Source organism: Gelidibacter sp. (assembly GCF_035515035.1).
Classification (GTDB): Bacteria; Bacteroidota; Bacteroidia; order Flavobacteriales; family Flavobacteriaceae; genus Gelidibacter.
Genome location: NZ_DATJCA010000106.1, coordinates 1 through 14,601, shown reverse-complemented (window position 1 = coordinate 14,601; position 14,601 = coordinate 1). Strand labels below are relative to the sequence as shown.

General features: G+C 38.0%; 10 protein-coding genes. 6 read left to right on the top strand and 4 right to left on the bottom strand.

Translation table 11 applies throughout. The features are described 5' to 3' along the window. Positions 1-43 precede the first annotated feature (43 nt). Positions 44-1,333, top strand: coding sequence for an argininosuccinate lyase (gene argH, locus VLZ86_RS08310; protein ID WP_325450204.1), 1,290 nt, complete (start codon positions 44-46; stop codon positions 1,331-1,333). Positions 1,334-1,387: 54 nt separating this feature from the next. Here argH and leuB read toward each other — a convergent pair whose 3' ends face one another. The 4 genes from leuB to VLZ86_RS08290 form a co-directional block, all read right to left on the bottom strand. Beyond that, positions 1,388-2,506 carry a 3-isopropylmalate dehydrogenase gene (gene leuB, locus VLZ86_RS08305; RefSeq protein ID WP_325450202.1) on the bottom strand — a complete coding sequence of 373 codons (1,119 nt, stop codon included), beginning with the start codon at positions 2,504-2,506 and terminating at the stop codon, positions 1,388-1,390. 145 nt (positions 2,507-2,651) lie between these two features. Continuing rightward, entirely contained in the window at positions 2,652-3,245 is a 594-nt protein-coding gene (gene leuD, locus VLZ86_RS08300) for a 3-isopropylmalate dehydratase small subunit (RefSeq protein ID WP_325450200.1), read from the bottom strand. 162 nt (positions 3,246-3,407) lie between these two features. Further along, positions 3,408-4,790, bottom strand: coding sequence for a 3-isopropylmalate dehydratase large subunit (gene leuC / locus VLZ86_RS08295; protein WP_325450198.1), 1,383 nt, complete (start codon positions 4,788-4,790; stop codon positions 3,408-3,410). Between the two features lies 1 nt (position 4,791). Continuing rightward, positions 4,792-5,967: a 2-isopropylmalate synthase gene (locus VLZ86_RS08290; RefSeq protein ID WP_325450196.1), complete on the bottom strand. Its 1,176-nt coding sequence runs from the start codon at positions 5,965-5,967 to the stop codon at positions 4,792-4,794. A gap of 147 nt (positions 5,968-6,114) precedes the next feature. Between VLZ86_RS08290 and VLZ86_RS08285 the strand changes: the two genes are divergently transcribed. The 5 genes from VLZ86_RS08285 to VLZ86_RS08265 form a co-directional block, all read left to right on the top strand. Then, on the top strand, positions 6,115-7,662 hold the full coding sequence (locus VLZ86_RS08285) for a hypothetical protein (RefSeq protein WP_325450194.1): 1,548 nt from the start codon (positions 6,115-6,117) through the stop codon (positions 7,660-7,662). A 34-nt stretch (positions 7,663-7,696) separates the two neighbouring features. Beyond that, positions 7,697-8,599 carry a phospholipase A gene (locus VLZ86_RS08280; RefSeq protein ID WP_325450192.1) on the top strand — a complete coding sequence of 301 codons (903 nt, stop codon included), beginning with the start codon at positions 7,697-7,699 and terminating at the stop codon, positions 8,597-8,599. Positions 8,600-9,030: 431 nt separating this feature from the next. Then, entirely contained in the window at positions 9,031-12,003 is a 2,973-nt protein-coding gene (locus tag VLZ86_RS08275) for a glycoside hydrolase family 3 N-terminal domain-containing protein (protein ID WP_325450190.1), read from the top strand. Between the two features lie 228 nt (positions 12,004-12,231). Further along, complete coding sequence (locus VLZ86_RS08270) at positions 12,232-13,464, top strand: mechanosensitive ion channel (RefSeq protein WP_325450188.1); 1,233 nt, start codon at positions 12,232-12,234, stop codon at positions 13,462-13,464. A gap of 679 nt (positions 13,465-14,143) precedes the next feature. After that, positions 14,144-14,601, top strand: a 458-nt coding sequence (locus tag VLZ86_RS08265; RefSeq protein ID WP_325450186.1) for an Arm DNA-binding domain-containing protein, incomplete at its 3' end; no start/stop codon positions are given.

Genomic DNA, 14,601 nt, shown 5'->3' with positions numbered 1-14,601 from the left:
AAAAAAGAAGCGTAGGTATAGATTCCTGCCTTCGCAGGAATTTATGAAACTCTGGGATAAAGGTATTAGTATTGATAAAAAGATAGAACAATTCACCGTTGGAAACGACCGGGAAATTGATTTACACATTGCCAAATATGATGTTCAGGCGTCTTTGGCTCATGCCAAAATGCTTCAATCCATCGGTATTTTATCGAAGGACGAATTGGTACAATTGGAAGGCGGTTTAGAAATCTTAGCTCAGCAAATTGAAGGTGGCACTTTCACCATCGATTCACAATTTGAGGATGTGCATTCTAAAATCGAATTTGAACTGACCAAAACCTTGGGTGAGGTCGGTAAAAAAATCCATACGGCGCGATCACGAAACGATCAAGTTTTGGTGGCGCTCCAACTTTATTACAAAGAAAATATCGGCATTATCTATGACAAAACTGAAGTGTTTTTCAACACCTTGTTGGACTTGGCCGAAACTCACAAAAAAGCCTTACTTCCAGGTTACACGCATCTACAGGTAGCCATGCCATCATCTTTTGGTTTATGGTTTTCGGCTTATGCCGAATTGCTGATTGACGATGTGTATTTACTTAATGCAGCTTTAAAAACCGTCGATCAGAATCCGTTAGGTTCAGCGGCTGGTTACGGGAGTTCCTTTGGAATTGATCGGGAATTGACCACTAAGGAATTGCAGTTTTCGACACTCAAATACAATGTCGTTGCAGCACAAATGGCTCGTGGTAAAAGTGAACGCACCCTATCCTTGACTTTAGGCAGTTTGTGCAATACCATGGCGCGCTTTGCAATGGATATTTGCCTGTATATGAGTCAGAATTTTAGCTTTATCACCTTTCCGGACGAATTGACCACAGGCAGTAGTATCATGCCGCATAAAAAGAATCCTGACGTCTTTGAGCTGATTCGCGGCAAGTGCAATAAAATTCAGGCCCTGCAAACGGAGATGCTATTGATAACCAATAACCTTCCAAGCGGCTACCATCGCGATTACCAACTATTAAAGGAAAATATGATACTTGCGATCAATGACGTCAAGGATATCCTGGATATTTTCAATTATGCCATTCAGCAAATTGAAATTAAGGACATCGATTTAAACGATGCCAAATACCAGTATCTATTTACGGTAGATAATATGAATACTTTGGTTGAGGATGGTATGAGTTTCCGTGAAGCCTATCAAATTATTGGGAAACACGTACAAGACGGCACCTATAAACCGGATACTTCAAAAGAACATACTCATGTGGGAAGTATGGGGAATTTAAGTTTGGAGAAGATCAAAGCAAAGTTCCCAAAACGTGAAAAGCATCCGTGAAGGATGCTTTTCTGAAGAGCTACTATTTAATAATTCTGACTAACCAAATTAAACTTAAATAATAGTAGATTGTCCTAAATGGATGTTTGTGAAATTCATATTCGTGTCTTTAGGATTATTTATAAAATCTTCAATGAAATCGCCCACTTTGGTGGTTGAAATATGATTGAATTTGGTGTTTAAATCGGGTGTTGTAATATTTAGTTTTAACGAACGTTCTACGCCTTCTCTAATTAGTTCGGCTTCTTCATACAATTCGAAATGATCCAATAACATGGCCGCCGATAATATGGACGCAATCGGGTTGGCGATACCTAAATCTTTAGCCTGCGGATAAGAACCGTGGATAGGTTCAAACATGGCGAAGTAATCTCCAACCGATGCTGAGGCCAATAGTCCAATTGAGCCACCGATAACACTTGCTTCGTCGCTGATAATGTCACCAAACATATTTTCCGTCAAGATAACATCAAATTGTTTCGGATTCAATATGATCTGCATGGCTGCATTATCTACAAATAAGTAGTCAAGTTTGACGTCTTTGTATTCTTCTGAAATTTCAGTCACCACTTTTCGCCATAAACGCGAAGATTCCAAAACGTTGGCTTTATCTACCAAAGTCACTTTTCGTTTTCTGGATTGTGCCGATTTGAATGCCAAATGTGTAATGCGCTCAATTTCGGACCGGGTGTACACACATAAATCAGAAGCCGTATTCCCGTCCTCACTTAACGTCTTTTCACCGAAATAAATACCTCCGGTCAACTCTCTGTAAATACAAATGTCCGTACCTCTAATGAATTGTTTCTTTAATGGCGATTTGTCCAACAATGTGTCGTAAGCCTTAACCGGTCGGATATTGGCATATAAACCCAATTCCTTGCGCAGTTTCAGCAAACCTTGTTCAGGGCGTACTTTTGCCGACGGATCATTGTCATATTTTGGATCGCCAATGGCACCAAATAAGATGGCATCGGTGTTCTTACATAATTCAAGGGTTTCTTTAGGCAACGGATCGCCTGTTTCATCAATTGCAATAGCACCTACTGGCGCATATTTGAATTGAAACGAATGATCAAATTCTTGCGCAATCGCTTTCAAAACCTTGACAGCTTGTGCGGTTACTTCTGGTCCAATGCCATCTCCTGGCAATACAGCTATTTTTAATTTCATAAATTTCTGCGAAGGCAGTCCCGAAAGCTTTCGGGATCACCCTCATAATTTTAGTGTTATTTTTCTTTTTTCTCAATTTTTCGACGTCGCATCAATGATTTTACTTTCAAACCTACAGGGTTTCAAACCTACTTGCAAGTTGTTTTTAATACGTTTGCAATGTCTTTTCAAATGCTTCAATCGTTTCTTTTTTACTCAATAAATAATCAATATCATCATAGCCATTGATCATGCAAGTTTTTTTGTAGGCATCAATCTCAAAAGGTTCTGAATGGTTTGCACCCTCAATCCCAATGGTTTGTGCTACTAAATCCACATTAATTTTAGTGTTCGGATCGGCGGTAATGGCGCTCATCAGTTCCTTTAAAAACTTGGGAGACACTTGGATTGGAAGCAAGCCGTTATTAAGCGCATTCCCTTTAAAAATATCTGCAAAAAAACTGGATACGATTACTTTAAACCCATAATCGGTTAATGCCCATGCCGCGTGCTCTCTACTACTGCCACATCCAAAATTATCTCCAGCCACCAATATTGGCCCTTTAAACTGAGATTGGTTCAAAATAAAATCCGCATTGATTCCACCATCCTTTTGAAATCGCCAATCTCTAAACAAGTTCTTCCCAAACCCATCTCTGTTGGTAACTTTCAAAAAACGCGCAGGGATAATTTGATCCGTATCGACATTTTCGATATCCAATGGGATTGCTGTTGCTTTTAAGGTTTTAAATTTTTCCATACAATGCCCGCGAAGGCGGGTATCTCTTTAAATTATTAGTTACTTTTTTAGCCACGAATACACGACTGTTTTTCTATAGCTTTTTTATAAGTTTCTGTCCTTTTCAAACCTACAAGGTTTTCCTCCTTCTGCGGACAGGTTAAAACCGTGTAACTTGGCTTTCTAATTCAACTGTTTCATAATATCAATAATCTTCCCTTCAACGGCGGTTGCTGCAGCCATCAATGGGCTTGCTAAAATGGTCCTGGCGCCCTGACCTTGTCTCCCTTCAAAATTTCTATTGGAAGTGGAAACGCAATACTCGCCTTGCGGGATTTTATCGTCGTTCATTGCCAAACATGCTGAACATCCTGGTTGTCGCAATTCAAATCCGGCGTCATCAAAAATGGTTTTAAGACCTTCTTCGATAATTTGGGCTTCTACTTGCTTGCTTCCAGGAACTAGCCATGCCGTGACATTATCTGCTTTCTGTTTACCTTTAATATAATCTGCCGCAATTCTAAAATCTTCAATTCTTGAATTGGTGCAACTCCCTATAAAAACAAAATTGATGGGTTTGCCAATTAAGGTTTCACCTTTCTTAAAATTCATGTAATCCAAGGCTTTTTCAAAAGACGCATCACTGGTTTCAGGAATAAATCCGGAAATTTTGATTCCCATTCCAGGATTGGTGCCATAGGTTAACATCGGCTCAATATCTTCGGCTTCAAAATGATATTCCTTATCAAAAACCGCATCAGCATCGGTTGGCAATGTTTTCCAAAAGGCTACTTTTTTATCGAAGGCTTCACCTTTTAGAGCAAATTTTCGACCTTTTACGTATTCAAATGTCGTTTCATCCGGAGCAATCATCCCACCGCGAGCCCCCATTTCAATACTCATATTACAAACGGTCATACGACCCTCCATTGACATATTTTCAAACACATCACCTGCATATTCACAAAAGTATCCTGTGCCGGCATTGGTACCGATTTTTGAAATAATATATAGAATGACGTCTTTGGGTAGCACGCCGTTCCTCAATTGTCCGTTAACCGTTACTCTTAAACTTTTTGGTTTTGTAAGCAATAAACACTGACTTGCAAAAACCTGCGCCACTTGACTGGTCCCAATTCCGAAAGCGATAGTTCCAAACGCGCCATGGGTTGACGTATGGCTGTCGCCACACACAATAGTCATTCCCGGTTGGGTGATGCCCAATTCTGGTGCCATGACATGTACAATGCCGTTGTATTTATGACCTAATTCATAGAGCGTAATATTATTCTTTTTGCAATTTTCAGAAAGTTGCTCCAGCTGTTTTCTGGAAAGCTTATCCTTTATTGGCAAATGCTGATTGATTGTAGGTGTATTATGATCGGCGGTCGCAACAATTTGATCTGGTCTAAAGACTGGAATGTTCCGTTCTTCAAGCTCATTAAATGCTTGCGGACTCGTTACTTCATGAATCAGATGTTTATCGATATATAGAATTTGTGGACCGTTTTCAATCGTATCTACAACATGCGCATCCCAAACTTTATCAAATAAGGTTTTTCCCATTTTAAGCCGAAATTATTTGTTGGTACACTTTGCTGGTTTCAATGATTTGATGGATATCCTTATCATTGACTTCTTTTTTCTGATCTGCAAAATTCAAAAAATTAATGTAGACTTCATCCAATTGTAATTTTGTCAATTCATAGCCCACATTTTTAGCGCGATATGCCAAAGCTGCACGACCACTTCGGGCAGTCAAAACTATAGCAGATTCTGTAACCCCTACATCTTTAGGGTCAATGATTTCATAAGTTTCTCTATTCTTGATCACGCCATCCTGATGGATTCCTGAACTGTGCGCAAAAGCATTGGCGCCAACAATGGCTTTATTTGGCTGGGTATAAATGCCCATACTTTCTGAGACCAACTGACTGATGCCGTATAAATGTTGGGTCTTGATATTGGTATCCAAATTTAGATACGGATGCTGTTTTAATACCATCACCACTTCTTCAAGCGCGGTATTTCCAGCGCGCTCCCCTATCCCATTAATCGTACATTCAATTTGCCTTGCCCCATTGATCACTCCTTCGATGGAATTGGCAGTTGCCAAACCTAAATCGTTATGGCAATGGCAGGATAAAATGGCGTTTTCAATCCCTTTGACATTCTCTTTTAGATATTTGATTTTTGCTCCATATTCACTTGGTAGACAATACCCAGTTGTATCTGGGATATTTAACACCGTGGCTCCACCTTTAATGGCCATTTCGCAAACCCGAGCTAAAAATTCATTATCTGTTCTGCCAGCATCTTCCGCATAAAACTCGACATCTTCAACAAAGCTCTTTGCAAATTTGACCGCTTCAAAAGCGCGCTCCAATATGGCCTCTTGATTAGAATTGAATTTATATTTAATATGTGAGGCAGAAGTACCTATTCCGGTGTGGATTCTTGGATACTTTGCATATCTTAGGGCGTTGGCCGCAACTTTGATATCGTTTTCAACGGCACGTGTCAATCCGCAAACAACAGTGTTTTTTATTAATTTCGAAATTTCTTCAACAGATTTGAAATCGCCAGGGCTGGACACTGGAAAACCGGCTTCAATAATGTCAACACCTAAGTTTTCGAGTTGCTCTGCAATAATGAGTTTCTGTTTAGTATTTAACTTACAGCCAGGAACTTGCTCGCCATCTCTTAATGTAGTGTCGAAAATTTGAACATTATTATCAGACATTTGTTGCATATTATTTTTGTATTGACAAGCTAATTTATAATTTGTATTTAAATTTGGTTGGTCATGGATTCGGCTTTTACGATGTTCAGTCGTTTTAAAATATTATAAGATATTGATTATTAATTATTTGAGTGACATTTTAACGTGATGACTAAGGAGCAAAAAGATAATTTATTTCAGTTGGTAAAATCATTGACCAAGTCTGAAAAACGACAGTTTAAGCTGTATGTTGGGCGGCTTGATGTTAATGCCGACTCTAAATTCTTGAATCTTTTCAATTATATGGACAAGGCCAAAAGCTATGATGAACCTGCAATCATCAAGACTGGTATTGTAAAAAAACAGCAGTTGGCTAATGTAAAGGCACATTTGTATAAGCAAATCTTAATCAGCTTAAAACTCAATCCCTCTCATCAGAATGTCCGTTCGCAAATACGCGAACAGCTTGATTTCGCCTCCATTTTATATCATAAAGGCCTCTATAAACAGAGTTTAAGAATTCTGGATAGAGCCAAAGAACTCGCCATTCAAAATGAAGAAAAAAATCTGGCCTATGAGATTGTGGAACTGGAAAAAATCATTGAATCACAGTATATCACTAGAAGCATCAGCACGCGTGCCGATGAACTGACCGTACAAGCCAAAGAATTGAGCGAATTGAATGTCATCACCAGTAAGCTTTCAAATCTGTCCCTTCAATTGTATAGCATTATATTAAAAACGGGCTACGTCAAAAATGCAGAAGAAGGTCAGAAAGTAACAGCATATTTCCACGATAGACTCCCTAAATTTGAATTCTCGAAAATTGGTTTCAGAGAGAAATTATGGCTTTATAATTCCTATTTATGGTATAGTTTTTTACTTCAGGATTTCTTGAATTGCTATAAATATGCCTCAAAATGGGTGAATTTGTTTTATGACAACCCACACATGATCAGTTTGAATCCTGTTTTCTTTTTAAAGGGAAACAATTATCTTCTGGAAGCCCTATTTTTTATCGGAAGAAAACCGAAGTTTTTAAAAAAGTTGCGCAACTTGGAAGAACGCTTGGAGCAACCCGATTTCCCAAAGGATGAAAACGTGGACGCATTGGTCTTTTTGTATCTCAATTTCCACCGGATCAATCAACATTTTATTGACGGAAGCTTTGAGGAAGGTTTAAACCTCATTCCAAGAATTGAAAACAAATTAAAAAAATACAACAATCGTCTTGACGAACACCATAAGATGATTTTTTACTATAAATTTGCAAGCTTACAATTTGGGGCAGGAAATAATAAAGCCTGTATTTTCTATTTGGATAAGATAATTTCTAATAAATCATTATCCATGCGCGAAGATTTACAGACTTTTGCACGGGTCCTGAATTTGGTCGCACATTATGAAGCTGGAGTAGATTATCATATGGAGAGCTTGCTCAAGAGCACCTATAAATTTCTGATTAAAATTAATGATCTGTACGAGGTGCAAAAGGAAATGATCAAGTTTATCAAAGGGTTACAGGATATTTATCCGCATGATCTGAAAAACGCGTTTATTGAACTTCACAGAACTTTAAAAACCTATGAAGATCATCCTTATGAACGACGCGCCTTTTTGTATTTAGACATCATTTCTTGGTTGGAAAGCAAAATTGAAAACAAACCTGTTGGACAAATAATTAGAGATAAATATTTGGCAGAGTTTGCGAAATAACGTTATAAATTACGTCAACTACACCCCTGTTTTTATGTCATTTATTAGATTTTCTTTTTTGATCTTTTTGATCACATTTACTGCCAATTTAAAGGCCCAGGGACTTTTTAAGAAAAAAGATTCTATTGTCACCCAGACCTTATCCCAAGCCTGGGAACTTGATTACAAAGATAGAAACGGCACCTTCAGGTTGAATTCCTACCAACCCTTTTATGTGATGCCGGTGCATTGGACCAATCGCATCAATAAACAGCCTCAAAGCGTAGGACAAGAACCCGCTTTTGATGAGCCCATTGATCTTCATTCTACAGAAGTGAAATTTCAGCTTAGTTTTAAGACGAAAGTACTTCAATCCTTCCTTTTTGGCACAGGTGATCTTTGGGTGGGCTATACCCAAATTGCACATTGGCAAGTATACGCTCCAAAGTTGTCCCGTCCTTTCAGGGAACTCAATTATGAACCTGAACTCATTGCCAATTTTCCATTGGATTTCAATTTTTTCGGAATTCAGGCCAGAATGGCCGGCGTCGCATTTAACCATCAATCCAATGGAAGGCCCGACCCTATCTCAAGAAGTTGGAACCGAATTATTTTTCATTTGGCTTTGGAACGGGAAGATTTTCAACTTTATCTCAAACCTTGGATTCGCATTGGTGGGGGCTCAGAAGATGATGACAATCCGGAGATTGAAGATTATATAGGTCGCGCAGAAGCCAACGTCATTTACAGAAAAAATGGACATAGTATGAATATATTGTTGCGCAACTCATTGTCTTTTAATGACAATCATGGAAGCGTTCAATTCAACTACATGTATCCCATCAGAAACAATCTAAGAGGCCATTTACAGATATTTAGTGGTTATGGAGAGAATCTGATTGACTATAACCACTATCAAACCACGATTGGACTGGGGATTTCTTTTGTGGAGTGGTAATAGGTTACTGTGTATTCAAGTTGCCTTAGCGGAATCACATTGTTTTTCTCGTCCATACCTATTGTTTTTAAAATAAGCACATCCATTCTAAGATTAGGTCAGTGCTACCTGACTTAATTTACTGTAATCTAAACCCTCGGTTTACGTCATTATGTGACTTATAAGAGTTTTTATTTTTCAGAATGCGCCTTGTCAGCTTAAAGAAATTATAAAGTATGTCATTACATAGGGTCCTTTAGATGGCATTATTAAAGTATAGTGTCGCCTACCCCATTTTAAAATCGGCTGTCCCTTGTCGCCGATATTTGCAAAATGTCTGCTGATAATTTATTATTTTGTAGTCCGTTAGAAAATCCTTATCCTTAAATATCGATTTGCTAAACCAGCAACCAATATATATGCTTGGAGCATTTCAATGATAAAATTCACAAATGACAAAAAAAACAGTTTCCATCGTCCTCACTTTAATTCTTTTAATAGCAAGTACAACGCTCAAGGCACAGCAATTATCGGCTAAAAAACCCCCATTTTTACACTATGAAAACAGCGTTTGGGTAGATTCTATAATGACAACTCTTTCTGTAGAGGAAAAGATTGCACAGCTGATCATGGTTCGAGCGTTTTCGAACAAAGGCGAGGATCATAAGCAAGAAATTTTAAAGATGATCGCAGAACATAAAATTGGCGGACTCATCTTCTTTCAGGGTGATCCTGATACACAGGTACAGCTGATGAATGCTTACCAAAACGCTTCAAAAGTTCCCTTATTGGGGGCCATGGATGCTGAATGGGGTTTGGGTATGCGCTTGGAAAGTACCATCAGTTATCCGTTTCAGATGGCTTTGGGAGCTATCCAAGACGACACCCTACTTTACGAGATGGGTATTGAAGTTGCCAAACAATTAAAGCGCACCGGGATGCATATTAATTTTGCTCCTGTGGTGGATGTCAATAATAACGCTAACAATCCGGTGATCAACTACCGATCTTTTGGAGAAAACAAGGACAATGTGGCCAAAAAGGCATCGGCCTATATGAGTGGGATGCAGGATGAGTTTGTCTTAACGACTGCAAAACATTTTCCGGGACATGGCGATACGGATGTCGATTCGCATTACGCTTTACCACAAATCAACCATTCTTTAAAACGTTTGGATACACTCGAATTGTTCCCTTTTCGAAAACTTATAGCGGCAGGACTTGGCGGGATTATGGTAGCGCATTTAAATATTCCTGCGTTAGATTCTACCGGGGTGCCGTCCACATTATCAAAACCCATAGTGACTGATTTACTCAAAAACCACATGGGTTTTGAAGGGCTGATTATTACAGATGCTATGACCATGAAGGCAGTTACCCAAGACCATTCGCCAGGCATTGTGGACCGAGATGCAGTTTTGGCGGGCAACGATGTGTTGGAATTGGTGGAAAGTGTCCCGAGCACCATCCTTGAGATTAAAAAAGCCCTAAAAAACGGATTGATTTCCCAAGAGCAGATTGATGAAAAGGTTAGAAAAGTATTGGCGGTTAAGCAATGGGTGGGATTGCATAAGTACACTGCCGTCAATCCAGAGCATATTGTCGCGGACTTAAATTCGACCACAGCACGATTATTAAATCAACAATTGGTAGCCGCATCTCTTACCGTGCTTAAAAATGAATCTCATATGCTCCCCTTTCAGCAATTGGATGAGGTCAAATTTGCCTCAGTGTCTATTGGCGCAGAAGATATAACTCCTTTTCAAGAGCGTCTGAAGCTATATACAAAAGTTGACGCTTATCAATTACCAATTGAAGCCACCTCAGCGGACATTTCAAAATTACAAGACCAACTTAAAGCTTATGATCAGTTGATTATTGGCATCCATGACGAAAGCCAACGCCCAAGTAATACGCTCAAATTTTCGACTGCGGTACAAGAGTTTATTGGTGAATGGTCCCAAAAAGATAAGAGTACAGTAGCGTTTTTCAAAAATCCGTATGTGCTTGATAAATTAGCAAACATTGAAAAGTCTGCTGGACTAATTATAGCTTACCAAGACTCAAAAGAAGCCCAGGAACTTACGGCGGAAGTTATTTTTGGCGGTATTGGCGCTCAAGGGAAATTACCGGTTAGCATAGGAAATAAATTTAAATATGGAGAAGGAATCAACCTAGAAGGGGGCGTCCGATTTAGTTATACGCTACCGGAAGCGGTGGGTATGGATTCTGATATTTTAAACGGTAAAATTGATTCTCTGATGAATCTGGCTATGGATTTGAAAGCCATCCCAGGTGGGCAAGTTTTGGTCGCTAAAAATCAGAAAGTGGTCTTTCATAAGGCTTATGGTTTTCACACCTATAGTGATACCATCAAAGTAAAAAAGGAAGATCTGTACGATTTAGCTTCTGTAACCAAAATTTCTTCGGCCATGGCAGCCCTCATGACATTATATGATGAAGAAAAATTTGATTTGGACGGCACTTTAGCCGACTATCTGCCAAGTTTTAAAAACAGTAACAAGTCGGATATCCCATTCCGGGATATTTTAACCCATCAAGCACGTTTTCAACCATGGATTCCTTTCTACAAAAACATTTACCGTAAAAATGGTGGCTATAAATGGTGGACGATTAAAAAGGATTCTTCGGCCAGATATCCCGTTAAAGTTGCGAAAAACATGTATTTGCATCGCAACTACTCTGATAAAATAGTTAAAACGATTCGCAAATCACCGCTTTTGGATAAGAAAGCCTATGTCTATTCCGACTTCTTTTTCATCCTATCCCCACGAGTGGTCGAAAGTATGGTAGACGACGATTTCTCGTCCTATTTACAGCGGAATATTTACCAGCCCTTGGGCGCGACCACGATTACCTTCAACCCATTGGACAAGTATGGCTTAGAAAACATTGTACCTACGGAAAACGACTTCTATTTCCGCCATCTTCCGATACACGGAACAGTTCACGATGAAGGTGCCATAATGCTGGGTGGGATTTCAGGACATGCGGGCCTTTTCGCCAACGCCAATGATCTTGCCAAATTGATGCAAATGTACCTCAATATGGGCACTTATGGTGGCAAACGCTATATTGAGGAAGAAACCTTACGGAATTTTTCTAAAACCCAATTCCCCGAGTCCGACAATAAACGTGCCTTAGGATTTGATAAACGCCGTCCTAATGCAGCAGGTATTGTCAATAATACTGCAGCTGACGCCAGCGAGAGCAGTTTTGGACACACTGGGTTTACGGGTACGATGGTTTGGCTGGATCCGGAAGCGGATTTATTGTACATTTTTCTGTCTAACCGGGTGTCGCCTACACGGGATAATGTTCGGTTGTATAATTTGAACACACGAACGGAGATTCAGCAGGTGCTCTATGAGGCGATCAAGGGGGGTGCTACTAAAGAAAAATAGATACTTAACCTAGCCAAATAAAGCACGTAATTATTTTGGCAACATCCAAAAATTATAATACCAGATATCAACTCCGAAAAAACATTCCACCACCCACAATAAGCATCTCTTAATTTGAAATCCGTGATGCTACTTCCTACAATATGAGATTGTTAAGTTTTAGTATTAGATACATTTAACATATAATTTGTATCTTAAAGATTTTAATTTTAAAAATCTTAACATTTTATGGAAACACATTTTCAACGCTTTGCAGACACTGTAACAGATTATCTACCCAACCTTCTAGGTGCTATATTAGTCCTAATTATTGGTTGGCTAATTGCCAAATTCTTCCAGAAACTGATTTCAAAATTACTTGATCGGACTAAATGGGGCAATAGGGTTATGAATGAAGAGCATTCTAAAAGTACCAGTCATTTTTTAGGTAAAATAGTGTATTACCTCATCATGGTCATCGTTTTACTAATGGTACTAGAAATTTTAGAAGTTAGCGCAGTCCTTGATCCCCTTAAAAATATGCTTAACGAATTCTTGGCTTTTATTCCGAATTTAATTGGTGCCGTCCTCCTAGGATTTATCGGCTATCTCTTAGCAAAATTTGTATCGAGCCTGATTTCTATGGGTGGTAATTTTATTGATAAATTGGTAGATAAAACTGGCTTTAAGGACACTGATATGTTAGTGAATATTCTTCAAAAAGTAGTATTCATTATTATTTTCATCCCTTTTCTTATCCAAGCATTTAATGCCTTGCAGATGAATGCGATTTCTGGTCCAGCCAATGAAATTCTCTATAAATTCACTGATTTAATTGGCGAAATTATTATTGCTGCACTGATCCTCATTATTTTTATTTGGGGCGGAAAATACTTAGCGTCATTTTTAAGCGAACTTTTTAGAAGTTTAGGATTTGACAGAGCAGCTGAAAAAATTAACATACAACATATGATTGGTGCAAACCAATCATTATCGACGTTAATCGCCAACTTGGTCTATTTCTTTATAGTGTTTTTTGGAATCATTACGGCAGTTTCCATTTTAGGTTTAGATGATTTAAGCTATATCCTCAATGAAATTCTTTCAGTAACCGGACAAATTCTATTTGGATTGGTAATTATTGCTATTGGCAATTACATTTCGATGCTCATCTACAACACAATGAAACAATCCAATAACAACAATTTTATTGCCGGAATAGTACGTGCGGCATCGTTAGCGCTATTTATTGCAATTGCCTTAAGAACTATGGGGATTGCCAATGAGATAGTCGAATTAGCATTTGGCCTTATATTGGGAGCCATTGCCGTAGCTGTTGCATTAAGTTATGGCCTTGGAGGACGCGCAGCAGCAGGCGAACATTTTAAAGATATTATTGATAAAATGCGTGAAAAAAATAACACGCCAATACAAAGGGATCAGTATCAAGATCCTAATGACGGTAATCCTCCGATTGTTTAAAAATAGTTTTTTAGATACAAATTAACTTGATCATCCTTAAACATTGATATTGTCAAATTCAAACCTGCTGGTATGTTTAGGTCATATCTAAACTACTTATCTTTATCTTAGCATATTAAGGCTATAAAACATAGAAGAAAATCTTCAGTCCTGCTTCGGTGGGACTTTTTTTTTAAAAGAAAAGCTCGCTATAACATCACTTTTCCCAATAAGTTTTTCATAGTTTACCATCTTCATCTAAGATGCTTTCTCTTTATTTAATCATTTAGAAGAAATTTTCTTTACTAATATCTCAAGAATGAAGATATTCTCATAATTCAATAATCAATCAGAAAATTTTCTCTCTTAGAAATATTAGTATTAAATACAGGTACAGATCCAATATCTTCGACCATTTCTAGACTTAACAAATAGAAATGTTTAACCTAAAAGCACAAAAAAAGCCCTACATCTCTGTAAGGCTAGTGTTTACTTGTGGTCCCACCTGGGCTCGAACCAGGGACCACTTGATTATGAGTCATAAATTTTCAATTTTCATGTACTTTCATTAACTTTCTTATGATCTCATAATCAATATATTAACACATAATATTTTTCATTTAGCCATATATAATTTACTTTTATACCTGCAATTGTTGTACTAATGTTGTACTATGGTTCGAATAAAATCAACTCCGATATGGCTACTATTAAAACAGTTCTTCGAAAGACAAAACTAGATAATAATAAATTTCCAATCTATTTGCGAGTTACGCATTTAAGAAAATCAAAGTTTTTCAGAACACCGTTTAATTCAACATTGAAAGAATGGAATGAAAAAACAGGTGAGTTCAATTCTAAAAATGACAATGCGATACAAAACAACAGAGTTCTTAATAAATTTAAAAGCAGAGTATTAAAAATTATAAACGATTTTGAAATTGAAGACAAAGATTTCAGTTTTAAAGTTCTGGAACACGAGCTTAGATTGATCTATAATCCTCTTCAGAACAATTTTTTCAATTTTTTCAATTCGATTACTCAGGAAATGCTCGATAGTAACAGAATTGGAAGCGCTGATGTCAACAAATACACATCCCTATCGTTATTAATGTTCAATAATAATTCGTCAGACTTAAATTTTGAGGAAGTAGATGC